Annotated in this window: 15 protein-coding genes; 7 read left to right on the forward strand and 8 right to left on the reverse strand. The window is 68.6% G+C overall.

Translation table 11 applies throughout. From position 1 onward, the window contains the following. The first annotated feature begins 49 nt into the window (after positions 1 to 49). Entirely contained in the window at positions 50 to 754 is a 705-nt protein-coding gene (gene udk / locus VGC47_11345) for a uridine kinase (protein HEX9855897.1), read from the forward strand. On the opposite strand, the gene VGC47_11350 is transcribed toward udk, so the two are convergent. From VGC47_11350 to ychF, 3 genes are all read right to left on the reverse strand, one after another. Then, on the reverse strand, positions 672 to 1430 hold the full coding sequence (locus tag VGC47_11350; protein ID HEX9855898.1) for a GDSL-type esterase/lipase family protein: 759 nt from the start codon (positions 1428 to 1430) through the stop codon (positions 672 to 674). The genes udk and VGC47_11350 overlap by 83 nt on opposite strands. Positions 1431 to 1534: 104 nt before the next feature. Beyond that, a complete protein-coding gene (locus tag VGC47_11355; GenBank protein ID HEX9855899.1) occupies positions 1535 to 5209 on the reverse strand; it encodes a carboxypeptidase regulatory-like domain-containing protein in 3675 nt (1224 codons plus the stop codon). Positions 5210 to 5411: 202 nt separating this feature from the next. Beyond that, positions 5412 to 6503: a redox-regulated ATPase YchF gene (ychF, locus tag VGC47_11360; protein HEX9855900.1), complete on the reverse strand. Its 1092-nt coding sequence runs from the start codon at positions 6501 to 6503 to the stop codon at positions 5412 to 5414. A 100-nt stretch (positions 6504 to 6603) separates the two neighbouring features. Here ychF and VGC47_11365 point away from each other — a divergent pair, with 100 nt between their 5' ends. Genes VGC47_11365 through VGC47_11375 form a run of 3 tightly spaced genes read left to right on the forward strand, consistent with a single transcriptional unit; the run spans position 6604 to position 9049 of the window. Further along, positions 6604 to 7782: a DUF3152 domain-containing protein gene (locus VGC47_11365; protein HEX9855901.1), complete on the forward strand. Its 1179-nt coding sequence runs from the start codon at positions 6604 to 6606 to the stop codon at positions 7780 to 7782. 24 nt (positions 7783 to 7806) lie between these two features. Beyond that, on the forward strand, positions 7807 to 8079 hold the full coding sequence (locus VGC47_11370; protein HEX9855902.1) for a hypothetical protein: 273 nt from the start codon (positions 7807 to 7809) through the stop codon (positions 8077 to 8079). After that, on the forward strand, positions 8069 to 9049 hold the full coding sequence (locus VGC47_11375; protein HEX9855903.1) for a hypothetical protein: 981 nt from the start codon (positions 8069 to 8071) through the stop codon (positions 9047 to 9049). The genes VGC47_11370 and VGC47_11375 overlap by 11 nt, the downstream gene beginning before the upstream one ends. Positions 9050 to 9142: 93 nt before the next feature. On the opposite strand, the gene VGC47_11380 is transcribed toward VGC47_11375, so the two are convergent. Together VGC47_11380 and VGC47_11385 are read right to left on the reverse strand one after the other, a co-directional pair. Then, positions 9143 to 10162, reverse strand: coding sequence for an LLM class flavin-dependent oxidoreductase (locus VGC47_11380; GenBank protein HEX9855904.1), 1020 nt, complete (start codon positions 10160 to 10162; stop codon positions 9143 to 9145). Between the two features lie 6 nt (positions 10163 to 10168). Then, positions 10169 to 10552: an ACT domain-containing protein gene (locus VGC47_11385; GenBank protein ID HEX9855905.1), complete on the reverse strand. Its 384-nt coding sequence runs from the start codon at positions 10550 to 10552 to the stop codon at positions 10169 to 10171. A gap of 97 nt (positions 10553 to 10649) precedes the next feature. Here VGC47_11385 and VGC47_11390 point away from each other — a divergent pair, with 97 nt between their 5' ends. The 3 genes from VGC47_11390 to VGC47_11400 all read left to right on the forward strand — a co-directional run bounded on the left by VGC47_11390 (position 10650) and on the right by VGC47_11400 (position 15618). Further along, complete coding sequence (locus tag VGC47_11390) at positions 10650 to 11105, forward strand: SRPBCC family protein (protein ID HEX9855906.1); 456 nt, start codon at positions 10650 to 10652, stop codon at positions 11103 to 11105. 118 nt (positions 11106 to 11223) lie between these two features. Beyond that, the gene (locus VGC47_11395) at positions 11224 to 14595 is read left to right on the forward strand and encodes an error-prone DNA polymerase (GenBank protein HEX9855907.1); all 3372 of its coding nucleotides are present in this window, start codon (positions 11224 to 11226) and stop codon (positions 14593 to 14595) included. 30 nt (positions 14596 to 14625) lie between these two features. Beyond that, positions 14626 to 15618, forward strand: coding sequence for an adenosine deaminase (locus VGC47_11400; protein HEX9855908.1), 993 nt, complete (start codon positions 14626 to 14628; stop codon positions 15616 to 15618). 4 nt (positions 15619 to 15622) lie between these two features. On the opposite strand, the gene VGC47_11405 is transcribed toward VGC47_11400, so the two are convergent. From VGC47_11405 to VGC47_11415, 3 genes are read right to left on the reverse strand one after another with little or no spacing between them, the layout of a single operon-like run. Further along, positions 15623 to 16657 (reverse strand): threonine aldolase family protein, encoded by a 1035-nt coding sequence (locus VGC47_11405; protein ID HEX9855909.1) that lies wholly within the window; start codon positions 16655 to 16657, stop codon positions 15623 to 15625. A 40-nt stretch (positions 16658 to 16697) separates the two neighbouring features. Further along, positions 16698 to 17120 (reverse strand): GNAT family N-acetyltransferase, encoded by a 423-nt coding sequence (locus VGC47_11410; GenBank protein ID HEX9855910.1) that lies wholly within the window; start codon positions 17118 to 17120, stop codon positions 16698 to 16700. Further along, positions 17117 to 17611 carry a histidine phosphatase family protein gene (locus VGC47_11415; protein ID HEX9855911.1) on the reverse strand — a complete coding sequence of 165 codons (495 nt, stop codon included), beginning with the start codon at positions 17609 to 17611 and terminating at the stop codon, positions 17117 to 17119. Before VGC47_11415 ends, VGC47_11410 begins: the two co-directional genes overlap by 4 nt. Positions 17612 to 17787 lie beyond the last annotated feature (176 nt).

The raw sequence follows: 17787 nt of genomic DNA on the forward strand, positions 1-17787 counted from the left end.
GGTCCTCATGGTAATTTTCAGCACCCTCCCCCAGGTTGACCACCCCGCCATGGACAGCACACCGATCCGCGACTGGCCGCTCGATGGTGTCGACCGCCCGTTCGTGATCGGGATTGCGGGCGGCTCGGGATCCGGCAAGACGACGATCGCCGAGGTCGTCGTCGAGAGCGTCGGCTCGGGCGACGTCGTGCTCATCCCGCACGATGCGTACTACCGCCACGCCCCACACCTGCCGTTCGACGAGCGGACCAAGGTCAACTACGACCACCCGGACTCCCTCGAGACCGAGCTGCTCATCCACCACGTGGAGGAGCTGCGAGCGGGGAACGGCATCGACAGGCCGGTCTACGACTTCGCCGAGCACCTGCGGACGGCCGGCACGATCCGCATCGAGCCCAAGCCGGTCGTGCTGATCGAGGGGATCCTCGTGCTCGCCGAGCCGGAGCTCCGCAAGGTCATGGACCTCAAGATCTACATCGACACCGACGCCGACCTGCGTGTCCTGCGCAGGCTCGGGCGCGACCTCATCGAGCGGGGTCGCACCGTCGAGTCGGTGACCAAGCAGTACCTGGCGACCGTGCGGCCGATGCATCTGCAGTTCGTCGAACCTTCGAAGCGCTACGCCGACATCATCGTGCCGGAGGGTTACAACGAGGGCGCCGTCGGCACCGTCACGTCGATGATTCGCGACGTTCTCGCCGGGCGCTCAGTTCGGGCTCCAGTGACGCCACGAGGCGATCGACCACCGGAATGATCGAAGCGGCGAAGACGGCGTGGCCTTCGCCGCTGGCGTGGAACTGATCGGCGGCGAAGATCTCGGGGTCGCCACGGTCGAACCGCTCCCACAACGGTCCCCACGTCGTGCTCTTCAGCACGCCGGGATTACGGGCGGCCACCCTGGCGATCGCCCGGTCGAAGGCCCGGGCTCGCACCGTGCCGATCGATCGGACGAAGGTCGGTAGGCGCGGGATGGTGCCGATGTCTCCGACGCCGCACAGCCCCACCGCGGAGACCCGGGCGGCCAGGCGCCTCACCACGTCGTCGAGGTCGCGCTCGTAGACGGCGATCGTCGTGCCGCGCAACGCGTCGTTGGCACCCACCGATACGAGTGCGATGTCGGCGGGTGCTGCCAAAGCCGCCGACAGCTGGTCGCGCAGCACGTCGGACACCTTCGCCCCTCCGACTGCGACACTGCGGAGTCGGACGCGGTATCGGTCTGCGAGATGGTTGGCGACCCTGCGGGGCCAGGCGGCGTCGAGCGGCTCGACCCCCGGCGCGGTCACCGAGCTGTCGCCGAGGACGACGATGTCGATCGACGGTGCATCGTGGGCGCCGACCTCGACGCTCGGATCCTGGTTCTCGAGGCTCGGCAGGTCGGGCCTGTGCGCCGCGTACAGGATCTCGCCGAGCATCGAGCCTGCGCCGCGCAACGGCCCGCGTATCCTTTTTCGCTTGTGCACATCCATGAGGACCTCTCCGAGCGGCGAGTCTATTCCCCTCCCGGGAGGTCCTGGATGGATTGACTACTCGTCGCTCACCTGCCCGGATCGGCGACGGGGGCAGGCCCCGTCACGACGAACGTGACGCGAAGCTCGATCCGCGACTTGAACGGGTCGTTGCTGCGGAAGGTGACGATGCCGTGATACTCGCCTGGGGAGAGGGTCTTCGACTTGAGGATCACCTTCACCTTCTGGCGCTCGCCCACCGCCACAGATCCCGCGGCCGGCTTCACCTTGATCCACTTGGCGTCGAATCCCGCCAGCGGCAGCTGGGCGTTCCCGACGTCCGGGATCCAGTCGGTCGGACCGAAGAAGTTGCCGATGACGCCCGCCACGTTCATCGTGCCGGTAGGTGCGACGAATGCTCCGGTCGGTACCGCGAACTCGACGGTCGTCCCGTCGACGTTCGCCGGGCCTTCCGCGATGAGCTCGAACGTGATGAGGTCGACGAGGAACACGACGCCTTCACCGACTGCGAAGAGGTCGATGAGGTACTCGGCGCCGATTTCCTGCTCAGGCAGCCCGAAGAACTCCTCGCCGGGAACTCCGGTCGTCGGGTCCTGGTCGGCATCGATGAGGACGTACCCTGCGAACTCGCCGACCGGGTCGACCATCTGCATCGTCATGACGATGTCGGTGTCCGTGAATGCCGCGTCGAGCAGCGTCACGTCGGGTGGTTCGAGAGCATCACCGGCCGGGTCCTCGGCGATGATGGTGCGGACCATCCCGGTCGTGTCGAGCTTCGGCAGCGGCCCGGAAGGCCGCAGGTTCGACCTGCCCCATTGCACCGGGCTCACCCGGATTCCCGATGACAGCAGTCTGGCAAGGCGAGACCCTGCGGGATCGGCGCTGTCGGTCGCCGTCCAGTCGAGGGGAAGGGTTCCGGTGTTCTTCACGCGCACCTTCGCCTTCACCCTCTCGTTCGGTCCTGCAGTCGCTTCGATCGAACGCGGCCGGATCCTCGCCCGTGCCGCGTCGAGCTCGAACGAGACGTCGACGACCGAGTCCGGCGGCAGCGTGACGGCTGCCGACGCCGTTCCGTAGAGCGGTGCGCTCGCATCGACCGTGTAGTCGCCCGAGAGCATGTTCAGCTCGTACGTCCCGTTCGCCTCCGTCGTCGTGTGGCGTCCACCAGGGTTGGTCGTGATGCTGGCGCCGGCGACCGGCTTGCCGTTGTTCACGTTGGTGACCGTGCCGACGAGCTTGGCGTCGGTGACGACTCGATAGCGCAGAGCCATCCCGGGCGACACGCTTGCAGAGTTGAAGCTGTACTCGAGGGCGTCGGTCGACGTGTCGTCCTCGATGCCGATCGTGGCATTGCTCCCGTTGCCGAGGACGTCGACGCCGTCTCCGTACAGCATGTCGATCACGCCGTTCTCCCACAGCTTGATCTCGAAGCTGCCGGGTCCCTCGCCCGAAAGCAGGCTGACGTTCTCCCACTCGACGACGACGCCGTCTACGTCGCCGCTCGTCAGGAACTGGTAGTCGATCGAAGCGTCACCGTCGATGAGCAGGTCCGTCCACAAGACATACGCCGCCGCGCTCGGGTCGAATCCGTCCGGGATCGGCCTGTGGAAGAAGTCGCTGAAGAACGGGTTGAGCAGGGCCACGTAGCCGTTCGTGTCGACGTAGAGCGTGTCGTACGTCTGACCGTAGTACTCGACCTCGAAGGGGAGGCGGAGCCTCCCGAACGAGTCGTCGCCGAAGAGCGCCGTCTGATTCTGAGCGTCGACCCACTGGAATGCGATCTCCTCGCAGCCGTGCCCGAACAGGTCGAGCTTCGGCTGCACGACGATCGACACCGGAGGCGTGCCCGGTCCGGCCACGTCGACGGTTGCAGGATCCGCCGCATCGCAGCCGATCACATGGGCCACGATCTCGTACGAGCCGGCCGGGAGCTCGAACGAGAAGCTCCCGCCCGAGTCGGTCACCACAGGATCGAGGGGCGTCCCGGTGACGCTGACGTCGATGCCTGCAAGGGGTGCCCCGCCGCGGCGCGTCACCGTGCCGGAGACGGTGAACCGGGGAGCTGCGTCGAGGGCAACGTCCACGGTCGTCGTCTCGTCCTTGACGACGGCCACTCCGGTGACCGTCGCCGACAGGTAGCCGAACGCTTCGACTGTGAGGTCATATGTGCCCTCGGGGAGCAGGACGGTGAACCGCCCGTCCTCGTCCGTCGGTAAGCCGGAGACGAGGCTGCCGTCGTCGATCGTGATCGTGGCGTGCTCGATGGGCTGCGAGGTGGCCGAGTCGGTCACCGTCCCGGTGAGCGTGCCGCCGTCGCGCGCCACGAGCGACGCCAGCGCGGCGTCGATCCGGCCATCGCCGTAGACGTTGTTCGGGTCCCCACTCGGGTCCCCGCCGCAGGTGTCGTCGAGGATGTCGTGCGCCGTCGACTCGAGGATGTCGATCGCCGTTGCCGTGTCGGCTTTCAACGTGGGATTGGCGCTCATGATCAACGCCAGGGTCCCCGTCGTGTGCGGCGCCGCCATCGACGTGCCCGAGAACGATGCGAATCCGTCGCCTGGGACGGAGGACACGACGTCGACTCCCGGTGCGGTCACGTTCGGGTTGACCTTTCCGAACGCCGAGGGCCCGCGGCCCGAGAAGTCGGCGATCAGGTCGTCGATGTCGGTGGCGCCGGCGCTGACGACGTTGTTGTAGTCGCCCGGCGACCCTCCCTGTTCGCAGTCGGGCCCCGGGTTCCCGGAGGCGAAGACCGGGACGATGCCTGCTGCGACCCACGCATCGACGATGTCCTGGTAGAACGGGTCGCCCGGTCCTCCCGACCATGAGTTGTTCACGATGTTCGGGGCCCTCGACGGATCGGGGTTTGCCCCGGTCAGGTCGGTCGGGGCGAGCATGAACTGCCCGGACGAGAGCAGGGCAGACTCGGAGCAGGAGAAGTCCTCGCATCCCTTGGCGGCGATCCAGGTGGCGCCGGGAGCAACGCCGACGTCCATGACGTACGGCCCCGGTCCGTCACCACCGACGGCGGTACCCATCGTGTGGGTTCCGTGCCCGTCGGGATCGGGGCATGGCACTGGACCGCACAGCCCGGTCGGGTCCCACCAGTTGTAGTTGTGGTCGAACGTCCCCCCACCGAGGTTGCCGCGGTAGTTGTCCACCAGGGCGGAGTGGGTGTGCTCGACGCCGCCGTCGATACCGCCGACGACGACACCCTGTCCGAGAATGCCCTCGGCCCACGCCTCGTCTGCGCCGATCTTCTCGATCCCCCACTCGGGTGTTGCGGCCGCCTTCGAGATGGCGACGGGCCGCAGCCGCGGGTAGAGACGCTCATGGCGCACTCGGGCGACGCCGTCGATCCCGGCGATGGAGTCTGCCAGCGCTCTGGTCCCTTCGAAGACCAACTCGTTGCGGAGCCAGAATCCCTCGAACTCGGCCCCGGCTCCCCGCAACGCGTCGATCACGGTGGCCTGGGAGCGCTCCGCGACCCGCACCAGCCTGGCGCGCACCGCGGTGATCCTGTCGACCCTGTCGGCGATGCGAGAGGTCGGTGTGAGGTCGGCGGAATCCTCGAACTCGACGACCCAGCGTGGGCCCTTGGCGACGTCGGACGAAGCGGTCTCGAATGGGCCGGTCGAGTCTGTCGACATGACGGTGAACTCGTCGTCCGCCAGTGCGATGACCGGAGTGACCGTCGCGGCCAAGGTGAGTGCGACGACGAACAGCAGCGCGAGCTTGCGCATCCTGGAGGTTCCTTCCTAATGCGACCCCCGGAGGGGTCCCCGTCCACGGTGCCGTCGGGCACCACCTCGTGGTCGGCTCAGGGCCTCCTCACCCAGTGCCGGCTCCCCCGATCAACCATTACACGCGCGATTCTACCGGTTCGCGAAATGTCGCGGAATGGTGAGGTTTTCCCACTCTGGGCGCGTGGAGGCCCCGCACCGGTCAGACATTGAAGCGGAAGTGGACGACGTCGCCCTCGGCGACGACGTAGTCCTTCCCTTCGAGGCGCCACCGACCGGCTTCCTTGGCACCCGCCTCCCCGCCGAACGCGATGAAGTCGTCGTATGCGACCACCTCGGCCCTGATGAACCCCTTGGCGAAGTCGGTGTGGATGGATCCGGCTGCGTCGACGGCGGTCGCCCCGGCGTGAACCGTCCACGCCCGGACCTCCTTCTCCCCGGCGGTGAAAAAGGTCCGCAGTCCCAGCAGCCGGTAAGCGGCGCGGACAACCCGGTCGAGGCCCGGCTCGTCCCACCCGAGGTCGCCGAGCAGCTCGTCGCGGTCTGCGCCGTCGAGGTCGGCCAGCTCCGCTTCGATCCCCGCAGCGATCACCACTACTTCTGCGCCCTCGGCAGCGGCACGCTCCGCCACCGCGCCGGCGAGCGGGTCATCGTCCGTCGCGTCGTCGTCGACATTGGCGACGTAGAGGGTCGGCTTGAGGGTGAGGAGGTGGAGCTCGGCGAGCACGACGCCATCGGCCGGCCCGAGGGTGAGCGAGCGAACCGGCTTCCCGTCGCCCAGGTGGGCATGGGCTCGCTGCAGTACCCCCACCGCCTTGGCGGCGGCGGTGTCCCCTGCCCTGGCGCGCCGCGCCAATCGGTCGAGCGCCTTCTCGACCGTGGCGAGGTCGGCGAGTGCCAGCTCCGTGGCGATGGTCTCGATGTCGCCGATCGGGTCGACCTTCCCTCCCAGGTGGACGACGTCCGGGTCGTGGAAACACCTCACGACGTGGGCGACGGCGTCCACCTCTCTGATGTGGGCGAGGAACTGGTTGCCGAGACCCTCACCGGTGGAAGCTCCCGAGACGAGGCCGGCGATGTCGGTGAACTCGATGGCCGTCGGGACGATCGACCGGGGATGCACGATGGCGGCGATCGCCGCCAGGCGACCGTCCGGCACGACGGCGATCCCGACGTTGGGCTCGATGGTCGCGAACGGGTAGTTCTCGGCGGTGACGCCCGCCGATGTGAGCGCGTTGAACAACGTCGACTTGCCGACGTTGGGGAGACCGACGATGCCGCACGTGATGCCCATGGAGGCCAGGAGACTACGTGCGCCGTCAGGCCGTCCATCCGCCGATCACCACCAACAGGAGCGAGCACGCGCGCCGGTTTCGTTCCGGTAGCGTGCCGTCGTGCATCACGCGAGACGTGCGCTGGTCTTGACCGTGGTGATGGCGGCCGTTGCGCTGGTGGGGGCGCCCGCGTCGGCCATCGGAGGCTCGGCCATCCCTGTCGGCTATGCCCTGTGCTCCGCTGAGGGTGACGCAACGGGTTTCGTCTGGTACGCCGACGACGTGAGCCTCGGCACGACGCGTCAGCGGTTCCTCGTCCACGATGGCGTCGTGTATCCCGCCCGCGTCGACGATTGCGCGGCGGCAGTCGCCTGCCTCGAGCTCGAGCCGGCGGCGAGTGGCAAGCTGGCGACGATCGTTGGGACGAGTGCTGCGGATGTGTTGCTCGGAACGCCGGGCCCAGACCTGATCGTGGGCGGCGCCGGAGACGACGAGATCGACGGGAGGGGCGGCGGCGACCTCGTCTGTGGAGAGGGCGGGGACGATCGCTTGCGAGGGGGCGGGGGTCCTGATGTGCTCTTCGGCGGCTATGGCGACGACGTCATGTTCGGCGAAGCGGGCGCAGACGTCATCTTCGGCGGAGACGGGCTCGACGCAGCCTTCGGGGGAGGTGGCGACGATGTCGTGCGCGGGTCGGCGGGCAGCGATGCCCTCTACGGCGGATCGGGCGACGACCTGGTCCGCGGAGGAGGCGGGGCAGACGCCTGCTTCGGGCAGGCGGGCCACGACCGCTCGACGAGCTGCCGGGTGCGCCGGCAGGGGTCCGTGGCCTACGGCCGGGCGCCGTACGTCGGGTTCGAGGTCGTCGTCGACGACGGTGTCGACGTCCCCGTGGAGCTCATGGCGGGCTGGGTCGATCGCACGCTCGGGGACGCCAGGAGCTGGGTCGCAGAGGGCGACGTCGGGTTGAAGCGGCTCCGGGAAGGGGGCGCCATGACCATCATCCTGGCGACCCCCTCGACCGTCGATCGGCTGTGCGCGCCGCTCGACACGGGCGGCTACTACTCGTGCCGCAACGGCCGCTGGGTCGCGATCAACATCGACCGCTGGCAGACGGCGACGAGTTGGTGGACCGCAGGCCTGACGGTGTACAGGCAGTACGTGGTCAACCACGAGGTCGGGCACTTCCTTGGGCACGGGCACGTGTCGTGCCCGGGCGCCGGCCGCATCGCCCCCGTGATGATGCAACAGACGAAAGGCCTCGACGGCTGCATCGCCAACGGATGGCCCTATCCGTGATCTCTCCCAGGTAGGGTCTGGGCCATGAGCCCACAGCAGCTCGCCGACCTGCTCGTCGCCACGGGAAGGGCCCATCACGACGCCTTCATCGACACGGATGGATTCGATCCCGACTGGCCATCCTGGTATGCGAACCACCTCGAGGAGGAGTTGCGCCTCGGCGGATACCGGGGGACGAAAGATGAGCTGGCAGAGCTCCTCGTAGAGCAGGATCAGGCCGTGCGAGGCGCTGGTCGGCAGGAGGACTGGGCCCGCGCCTACGCCGAGCATCTCTGGCCAGTGCTGCATGGATCGTGATCGCCTCGTCAAGCTGATCGAATCGAGTGACCTCGACGGCCTCGTGAGGTTCACCGACGGCTTGGTCGCCGCCCAGGAGTGGGCCGGCCTCGTCGAGCTGCGCGAGCGCTGCATGGAGGCCAACGAGCGCGGCAAGCAGGTGTGGGGAGCCGCCCACTTCGCCGAGTACCGGCTCGCCCTCCACTCGCCTCCGCCTTACTGCGTCGACGTGTTGCGCCCCAACGCGGGTCGCTTCGCCCTCGGCCCGCTGTGGGAGGTGGCGGCCTCGACGCACACGTGGGCCGAGCTGTCGGGCGTCGACGATGCGAGGTTGCGGACGTTGATCGGTCACGAGCGAGCGATACGCGGCGATCAGGTCCCGTCCGAGGTCGCCGACCGCCACGTCGTCGACGCGCCCCTCGGGCTCGAGAAGTGGGAGCCGCCGTACCCCGTCGCCGTCTACCGGTCCGACAAGGCCGACTTCCCCGAGTTGGATCACCCGACCCTGGCATGGGTGGAGCTGCCCGTCGAGCACGCCGCCGAAGCGGTCGAGTCGGCGGCCGTGGAGGCGCTCCTCGATCTCGTGCGTCCATGGATGGAGGAGTCGAACGGTCGGGCAGAGGCGGTCTGCGTCGAGGGGAACCACCTGGACGCCATCAGGGAGCTCGGTCCCGGCCGGGTGCGGATCGCTCGGGTCGATCCCGCCAGGGCGCTCGGGGCGATGGTCTGGGCCGGGGCGAGCGGCGGCGCCCATGGCAGGCGCAGAGGGACACCGGTTGGCAGGGGGCTGGCGTGGTTCGCGCTCGGAGCCCTCCTCGGACTCGAGGACGACTGGCCCGTCGAGGGCGATGAGCTCGGCGACGGCCTCGCCGAGCTCGAGTGGCATCTCTGGGATCCGGGGGACCAGGCCGGCGGGTGGGGTTTCCACCTGGCGGTCGTCGACCCGGAAGACGCCCTCGCCTGGGCGGTCACCGCCGTGGACGCCCCCTGACGACGCGTCGCCGCCCCCCTCCCTGGCGCGCTTCCGTTCTTGCGTACCACCATCGCACATGTGCGACCGTGGTACGCCAGAGCGCCCACACTCTCAGACGAGCGGCGCTACCTCTTCGGCGAGCCGATCCATGACCTCCACCTGGCGCTCGTAGCCGAGGGTCGGGAAGTAGGAACGGGCGACGAACCTCACGGGTACCCCGGCCGACTCACGGATCTCGTTGAGCGTGTCGACGATCTGCTGCGACGAGCCGACGGTGACGGCCCGGGCGATGAGTCGGGACCGGGTTGCCTCGCCGGGCGGCGGGGCGGCCGGCGGAGGACCCTGGCGCCTCGTCGACGCCTCCATGTCGGTGTACTTCCACGAGAGGTGCCACAGGTGCTCACCGATCTCGTCCCATCCGGTGTCCTCGTCCGCCGCCGGGTACAAGATGGAGTAGTGGTACCAGTCGAATGTCGCCGGGTCCCGCCCGATCGATTCGAGCTCGTCGGTCGCCCAGTCGACCTGCTGCCTGAACTTGGCGGCCGGTGCGTTTGCGAACAGGCCGTCGGACTTGCGAGCCGCCCGCCGTATCGCCGCCTCCGCACTACCCCCGATGAGGATCGGGATCCTGGCCTGCGGGGTCGGGCGCACGCCGACGAGTGGCACGTCGTACTGCCGGCCGTGGTGCTCGAACGGCTCGCCGCTCCACGCCTTCGGCAGTATGTCGAGGATCTCGTCCATGGCCCTGCCCCGCCCGGCGATCTCGGCGCCGAGCGCCGCGAACTCCGACTCGACCCAGCCGAGGCCGAGCCCCAGGACGAGCCGGCCCTTGCTGATGAGCTGGACGGTGGCGGCATCCTCTGCGAGCCGGAGCGGATGGTGGAGGGGAGCGAGCACCACTCCCGATCCGAGCGCGATGGTCGACGTCCTCGCCGCCATCGCCGCCATCGTCACCAGCAGCGACGGCATGTATCCGTCGTCTATGAAGTGGTGCTCCGTCGTCCAGACGGAGTCGTACCCTGCCGTCTCGGCGTGCACGGCCAGGCGCAGCGTCTCGTCGTATGCCCGCTCCCAGTCCGGAGGCGCGCCTGGATCGATCTGGGCCGAGAGCAGCCCGAAGCCGAGAGCCATGGTCCGTCAGCCGGCTTTGAGCGTCGGTGCCACGGACTCGGGATCGTCGACGGCCACCGCGAAGTGGAGGCCCTCGGGTGACGAGTGGAGGAGGTACATCGCCTCGATGTTGACGCCGGTCACCGCCAGCGCCTCGGCCAGATCGGCAAGGGCGCCCGGCTTGTCGTGGAGAACGGCCGTGATGATGCGCCGCTCGTCGAACGAAACCCCGGCTTCCGTCAACACGCGGCGGGCTCCGTGCTCGTCGTCCACGACCAGTTTCACGAAGCCCTCGGGCCCGGTCGTGATGGCGGCCAGCGTCTGGATGTTGACGCCGGCCGACCCGAGCTCCCGGGCGAGCGTGGCGAGCTGTCCCGGGCGATTCGCCATCTGCACTGAGAATTCGATCATGGCGCAAGATTACGCGCTGGCGCCGTGCGATGTCGTGTCCGGACGGGATCCGAGCTACGGTGGGTGAGCGACATCGCGGCTGAGAGGAGGGGAGCGCGTGACGACGATCAGCTTCTCGAACACGATCGAGATCGAGCGCCCGGCCGGCGAGGTCTACACCTATCTCGCCGACCTCGAGCACGTTCCCGACTGGAACTGGGCGATCTCGGAGACGATGAAGATGACGCCGGGCCCGGTCACCGTGGGCACCCGGTTTCTCCAGAGTCGCCGCGTTCCGGCTCCTGCGACCGAGGTGCTGGAGGTCATCGACCTCGACCCCGGCAGGCGCATCGAGGTGCAGGGGACCCTGGCCGACTTCCCGGTCGACCTGGTCTACTACTTCGAGCCGACCGAGCGGGGCACCCGCGTCACCAACACGGTCGAGCTCGACACACATGGCAAGGCCAAGCTGCTCGCCCCGATCCTCGGGGGCCGGATCAAGCGATCGGTGGCCGGCAATCTGGCCAGGCTGAAGGCCCAACTCGAGACGCCGGAGCGGTGGAGGGCCTCGTAGGCTCTGCCTCTGCCCCTTCCGCCACTGCGGATCTACGACTACGCACTCACGACGACCGAGATACGCCACGTCGATAGCGGGTCGGCGATCGAACACATGTTCGACTACGCTCCACGACATGGTGAGCTACGCCGAGCTGCATTGCCACACGAACTACAGCTTCCTCGACGGAGCGTCACATCCGGAGCGCATCGTCGAACGCGCCGCAGAGCTCGATCTCTCGGCTCTCGGCGTCACGGACCACGACGGCTTCCGCGGCGTCGTCAAGGTGCACCAGATGGCGAGGGTGCTCGGCCTCCCCATCGTGTACGGCACCGAGGTCGGCATGCCGTTGAAGGCGACCGCCGACTCACGCGAAGACCGTCGGGACGTTCGAGGAATGCGCCGGTCCGCCGGGTCGAGCGATGTGGAAACGGGTGCCGGGCGCAACGAGGGCGATGACCCCGCCGCTGAGCCGAGCCGAGGCACGAAGCGGTCCCGTACCAGGAGGATGCACGGGACGAAGCCACTCGACCTGCCGCCGACCGACCATCTCGTGCTCCTGGCCCCGGACCCGAAGGGCTACTCCGCCCTCAGCCGCTTCGTCACCGACGGCCAGTACAGGGGGAAGAAGGACGCACCCCGGTACTCGTATGGCGAGCTCGAGGCGGCAGGGCGGGAGGGGAAGATCGTCGCGCTGAGCGGCTGCCACCAGGGAGCGGTCGCCAGGGCGGCCCAGGCAGGCGATCTCGCTGCGGCGATGGCGGCGGCGGCCCGACTCCGCGAGCTGTTCCCCGGCCGCTTCTTCGTTGAGTTGTGGCACCACGGGATGCCGGAGGACGACGCCCGTAACGACCTCCTCGCTGAGGTGGCAGCCCGGTTGGGACTGCCGACGGTCGCTACGAACAACGTCCACTACGCAGACAGGCGCGACGCCGACTTGTCGGAGGTGCTCGCCGCTATCGGGGGGCGTCGCAACCTCGACGTGGCAGACGGGTTCCGGCCGGCAACCGACGAGCGCTTCCTCAAGCCGGCAGGGGAGATGGTGCGCCGGCTCGGCCGCTATCGGGGCGCCGTCGAGCGCGCTGCCGAGCTCGGGGCCGAGCTCGCCTTCGATCTCGACCTGATCACCCCGCAGCTCCCCGACTTCCCGATGCCGGACGCCTTCCGATCCGAGGACGCATACCTGCGTCACCTGGTCGACGAGGGGGCGAGGCAGGTGTATCCGGGCAGCGGCCGTGATGGGATCGACGCTCGAGCGAGGGCACGCCTCGACCACGAGCTTTCCGTCATCGAGGAGCTCGGTTTCGCGGGCTTCTTCCTGGTGGCGTGGGACATCGTGAGCTTCGCCCGGAGCCGGGACATCATCTGCCAGATCCGCGGCTCGGGGGCCGATTCCGCCGTGTGCCGGTGCATCGGGCTGACGCGGGTCGACCCGATCCGCCTCCATCTCCCGTTCGAGCGCTTCCTCTCGCAGGAGCGAGGCAGGCCCCCCGACATCGACATCGACTTCGAGGCGGAGCGCCGCGAGGAGGTGATCCAGTACTGCTACCAGCGTTACGGGCGGGAGAGAGCCGCCATGGTGTCGAACGTCATCACGTATCGGGCGCGATCCGTCCTCCAGGACGTCGGCAAGGCGTTTGGGCTGACCCAGGCCCAGGTGAACGCCCTCACGAAGTACGTCGACACCCACAGCACCCGCAACCTCCGGGACGTCGTTGCCCTGCCGGTTGGGCTCAGGTCCGATCTCATCTACGACGTGTGCCACCGTCTCGACGGCTTCCCGAGGCACCTCGGCATTCACTCGGGAGGGATGGTCGTCGCCAAGCGGCCGCTCTGGGAGACGGTTCCGATCGAGTGGGGCCGGATGGAGGACCGCACGGTGTTGCAGTGGGACAAGGACGATTGCGCGGCGATGGGCATCGTCAAGTTCGACCTCCTCGCTCTCGGAGCGCTCAACGCCGTCCACCTCTCGGTCGATGCGATCCGCGACGTGCACGGCGTCGACGTCGACCTGGCGACGATCCCGCAGGAGCCGGTGATCTACGAGATGATGACGAGAGCTGACACCGTCGGGGTGTTCCAGATCGAATCGCGCGCCCAGATGGCGACGCTGCCCCGGCTGAAGCCGAAGACGTTCTACGACCTGGCGATCGAAGTAGCGCTCATCCGACCCGGGCCGATCCAGGGCCACTCCGTCCATCCGTTCCTGCGGCGCCGCAACGGCGAGGAGCCGATTCGCTACCCGCACCCGCTCACCGAGGAGATCCTCGAGAAGACGCTCGGCGTCCCCGTCTTCCAGGAGCAGCTCATGGAGCTGGCGCGGATCTGCGCCGGGTTCACGGCAGGCCAGTCCGACCGGCTCCGCCAGGCGATGACTCACAAGCGGTCGGACGAGGCGATGGCGAAGCTGCGCGACGAGGTGCTCGCCGGGATGGCGGGCAACGGGATCATCGGCGCAGCAGCCGAGGAGATATGGGAGAAGCTGCAGGGATTCGCCTCGTTCGGATTTCCGGAGTCGCACTCCGTCTCGTTCGCGTACATCGTGTACATGACGTCGTGGCTCAAGTACCACTGGCCGACGGAGTTCTTCGCCGGCTTGCTGAACGCCCAGCCGATGGGGTTCTACTCGCCGAACTCGCTGCTCCAGGATGCCATCCACCACGGGGTCGTGGTGCTCCCGCCCGACGTCAACGAGTCCTACTTCGACTGCACGGTCGAGCTCCTCGATGCCGACCACGACGACGTCGTCGAGTACCTGGGGATGCGATGGCGTCGGGGGAGAGGCGCCATCACCGATCCCGTCAGGCAGGCGGTCGGGCTGCGCGTCGGGCTGCGCTATGTACGCAACCTCGGCGACGCCGAGATCGCCCGTGTCGAGGCGGCCCGGCTGATCGGGGGCCGGTTCACGTCCCCGGAGGACCTGGCGCAGCGGTCGGGCATCCCGGTCGACGGCCTGGAGGGGCTTGCGGCGTCCGGAGCGCTCTCCTGCCTGGGGTTGGGGAGGCGCGACGGGATGTGGGCGGCAGGCGCGCTGGCCGAGCTCGGGCCGGGACGGTTGCCGCTCGCCGAAGGGACGGCCGCCCCTTCGCTGCCGGCGATGAGCCGGTACGACGATGTACAGGCAGACCTGTGGTCGACCTCGATGTCGTCGACCCATCCGGTCTCGTTCCTACGCGAGAAGCTCGAAGAGGCGAGGTGCATGACGGTCTCGGATGCTCTGAGGCTCCGCAAGCACGGGACGCGGGCGAGAGTCGGCGGGATCATCACGCACCGGCAGCGGCCGAGCACGTCGAATGGGGTGCGTTTCCTCAACCTCGAAGACGAGACGGGGCTGCTCAACGTCGTCGTCCTCCCTCCGGCTTGGGACGCCAACTACGAGTTGGCGCGCAAGGCGGTCGGAGTGGTCATCGAAGGACTGCTCGAGTTCCGGGACGGTGTGACCAATCTCGTCGCCCACCGCTTCGAGCATTGGCCGGTCGCCGGGATCACGAGCCGCGACTTCCGTTGATTCGAGCACCCGCTCGGTAGTGTCGCCCCAATGGAAGCCGACTTCGCCGCCCGCCTCCCGAAGGCCGAGCTCCACCTGCACATCGAGGGAACCCTCGAGCCGGAGCTCATGTTCTCGATCGCGGCGCGCAACCGCCTGGCGCTGCCGTTCCCGTCCATCGAGGCCTTGCGGGCCGCCTACGAGTTCACGAACCTCCAGTCGTTCCTCGACCTCTACTACCAGGGCGCTGCCGTACTCATCGAGGAGCAGGACTTCTACGACCTGGCGTGGGCGTACTTCGAGAGGGCGGCGGCGGACGGGGTGCGCAGGGCCGAGTTCTTCTTCGACCCGCAGACCCACACCTCGCGCGGTGTCCCGATGGCGAACGTGGTGCTCGGGCTGACCGGCGCCGCCGCCGATGCCAGGGAGATCGGCGTCGACGCCGCCCCGATCATGTGCTTCCTGCGTCATCTCAGCGCAGCCGATGCGATGAAGGCACTCGACGAGGCGTCCGAGTGGCTCCATCTCCTGCTCGGCGTGGGCCTCGACTCGTCCGAGGTCGGCCACCCGCCTTCGAAGTTCGCGGCGGTGTTCGACGCCGCTCGCCAAGCCGGGCTGCGCCTCGTTGCCCATGCAGGCGAAGAAGGGCCGCCCGAGTACATCTGGGAGGCGCTCGACGTGCTCGGGGTGAGCCGCATCGACCACGGCGTCCTTTGCCTCGCCGACGATGCGCTCGTCGAGCGGCTGGCCGCCGAGCAGACCCCGCTCACGGTCTGCCCGCTCTCGAACGTCGCCCTGAGGGTGGTCGGCGCCATAGAGGACCACCCGCTGGCACGCATGCTCGACTCGGGGCTCAACGTCTCGGTGAACTCCGATGACCCTGCGTACTTCGGCGGCTACGTCGCAGACAACTACCGGGCCGTGGCGTCGGGCCTGGGCCTCTCGGACGCCACGCTGGCGACGATCGCAGCCAACTCGCTCCGGTCGGCCTTCCTCGACGAAGGGGCCACGCTGGCATTGCTGGCCGACCTCGATCGGATGTGACCGATCACCCCGCCGCCATCCCGGCGATGATCGCAAGCGCCTCGTCGACGTCACCCGCAGTCACGTGCAGGTTCATCACGGCGCGCACCTCGTGAGGGCCGATCGGCAGCATGGCGACCCCGGAGGCGAGGGCACGCTCGCACAGCTCGTCTGCCGGCATCTCGGTACCGAAGTACACCATGTTCGTCTCGACCTTCGACAGGTCGACCGAAACGCCCGGAGTCTCGGCGAGGCCCATGGCGAAGCGCGCCGCGTTGGCGTGGTCGTCGCCGAGCCGCTCGCGGTGATTGTCGACCGCGTAGAGGGCGCCGGCCGCCATCATGCCCGCCTGCCGGAAGCCGCCGCCGTGCATCTGCTTGAAGCGCCGCGCCGTGTCGAGCAGGTCTCGCCGACCGACGAGCGCCGAGCCCATCGGCGCCCCGAGCCCCTTCGAGAAGCAGACGCTCACCGTGTCGAACCCGCGGGCGTACTCCCGCTCTGCGATTCCAGTCGCGGCGGCGGCGTTCCACAGGCGGGCCCCGTCGAGGTGGGTGCCGAGGCCGTGCTCCCTGGCGGCCACCGTGACCGCCTCGAGCTGATCGAGGGGCCAGATGGTCCCCCCGGCGGCGTTGTGGGTGTTCTCGCACTCGAGGAGCGTGATCGGCTCGAACAGCGACGACGGCAGGGACGGTGGGACCACGGGGATGGCGGCGTGCACCGCCTCCGGGGTGAATGTGCCGCGTTCGCTCGGGAGGTCTCGCACCGTCACGCCGGAGAGGGCGGCCGGGGCACCGATCTCGTGGAGGTTGATGTGCGCCGACTCCGCAGCCAGGACGACGTCGCCCGGGCGAGTGTGGGTGCGGATGGCGATCTGGTTCGACATGGTCCCCGACGGTACGAAGATGGCGTCTTCCTTCCCGAGCAGGTCGGCGACACGCCGCTCCAAGGCGAGCACGGTCGGGTCGTCGTGGTACACGTCGTCGCCGACCTCGGCCTCGGCGATGGCTTTGCGCATCGTCTCGGTCGGCCGCGTGACCGTATCGGAGCGGAGATCGATCATGCGCGGAGTCTCGCCCGGCCCCACCTGCTCCGCAAGCCGGTCAGGGGCGGGCGCGGACGCTCGCCCGCATGAACGTGAGATCTCCGAGCTCCTTGGTGTAGCCCCACCTCTGGTAGAAGGCGACGAGCTCCGGGAGGCAGTACAGCTCGTGGTGCTCGACGTCCGACAGCTCGGAGGAGATGGCGTCCATCAGGCCGGCCCCCAAGTCGGACCCACGCCGATCGGGATGGACGATGACGTCCAGGATGAGCGCCTTGTACACCCCGTCCGTGATGGCTCTGGCGAACCCGACCAGGTTCCCTTCCTCGTCCCGTGCCCCGAAGAGCACCTGCCCCGGCGCTTCCACCAGGCGGGCGACATCATCCCGGCTGCGGTGCGACGTCCACCACTCGGCCGCGTAGAGCTCGGTGAGGCGATCGACGTCGTCGGCGGAGAGCCGCTCCAGCCTCCCGGGTCGACTCACTCGACGTCTCCGGCGGCCATACCGGGTTGCAGGACATAGACGATCTCGCCGCGGGCGTCCTCGGCTGATGCCCAGTCGGCGATGTAGAGATCGATGCCGACCACCGTCGCCGTCTTCACCTGCACCGCTCCTCCAGTGAGGTGGGCTACCAACCCGCCCCAGGTCGGTTGATGGCCCACGAGCATGAGGCGATCGACGTCCGGCGCCTCCATCGCAACGGCCAGCGCCCCCTCAGGCGAGGTGCCGTAGAGCTCGTCCCTCTCCTCGATGATCGTGCTCCAACGCCCGGACTCTGCGGCGAGCTGTACGGTCGTCCGTGCCCTCAGGGCGCTCGACGTGAAGGCATGGTCGGGCGTCTCGTCCATCGAAGCCAGCAGCTCTCCCATCGCCTTGGCTGCTGCGATCCCCCGGGGGTTGAGGGGTCGGGAGTGGTCGGACGCCGCGGTGGTCCAGTCCGACTTGGCGTGACGCATCACCAGCAGGCGCTTCATCGCGGCGACGTTACTCCGGGACCGTGGTCACGGTCGGGCCACGGAGATCACGACGAGGTCACGGATTCCCAGACGCCCTGGTAGTCGACCACGAGCCCGTTCTCGTCCACCGCGACCTCCGCACGGAACGAGCCCTGGGAGTAGAGGTAGCGCTGGTCTGCGATCCGCTGGTACCG

Source organism: Acidimicrobiia bacterium, from assembly GCA_036396535.1.
Classification (GTDB): domain Bacteria; phylum Actinomycetota; class Acidimicrobiia; order Spongiisociales; family UBA5794; genus DASWKR01.

What these genes read in the sequence shown, in the direction of transcription:
- udk (HEX9855897.1), top strand. Translation starts at nt 50, where the DNA reads ATGGACAGCACACCGATCCGCGACTGGCCGCTCGATGGTGTCGACCGC.
- VGC47_11355 (HEX9855899.1), bottom strand. Translation starts at nt 5,209, where the DNA reads ATGCGCAAGCTCGCGCTGCTGTTCGTCGTCGCACTCACCTTGGCCGCG.
- ychF (HEX9855900.1), bottom strand. Translation starts at nt 6,503, where the DNA reads ATGGGCATCACGTGCGGCATCGTCGGTCTCCCCAACGTCGGCAAGTCG.
- VGC47_11370 (HEX9855902.1), top strand. Translation starts at nt 7,807, where the DNA reads ATGAGCCCACAGCAGCTCGCCGACCTGCTCGTCGCCACGGGAAGGGCC.
- VGC47_11375 (HEX9855903.1), top strand. Translation starts at nt 8,069, where the DNA reads ATGGATCGTGATCGCCTCGTCAAGCTGATCGAATCGAGTGACCTCGAC.
- VGC47_11380 (HEX9855904.1), bottom strand. Translation starts at nt 10,162, where the DNA reads ATGGCTCTCGGCTTCGGGCTGCTCTCGGCCCAGATCGATCCAGGCGCG.
- VGC47_11385 (HEX9855905.1), bottom strand. Translation starts at nt 10,552, where the DNA reads ATGATCGAATTCTCAGTGCAGATGGCGAATCGCCCGGGACAGCTCGCC.
- VGC47_11395 (HEX9855907.1), top strand. Translation starts at nt 11,224, where the DNA reads ATGGTGAGCTACGCCGAGCTGCATTGCCACACGAACTACAGCTTCCTC.
- VGC47_11400 (HEX9855908.1), top strand. Translation starts at nt 14,626, where the DNA reads ATGGAAGCCGACTTCGCCGCCCGCCTCCCGAAGGCCGAGCTCCACCTG.
- VGC47_11405 (HEX9855909.1), bottom strand. Translation starts at nt 16,657, where the DNA reads ATGATCGATCTCCGCTCCGATACGGTCACGCGGCCGACCGAGACGATG.
- VGC47_11415 (HEX9855911.1), bottom strand. Translation starts at nt 17,611, where the DNA reads ATGAAGCGCCTGCTGGTGATGCGTCACGCCAAGTCGGACTGGACCACC.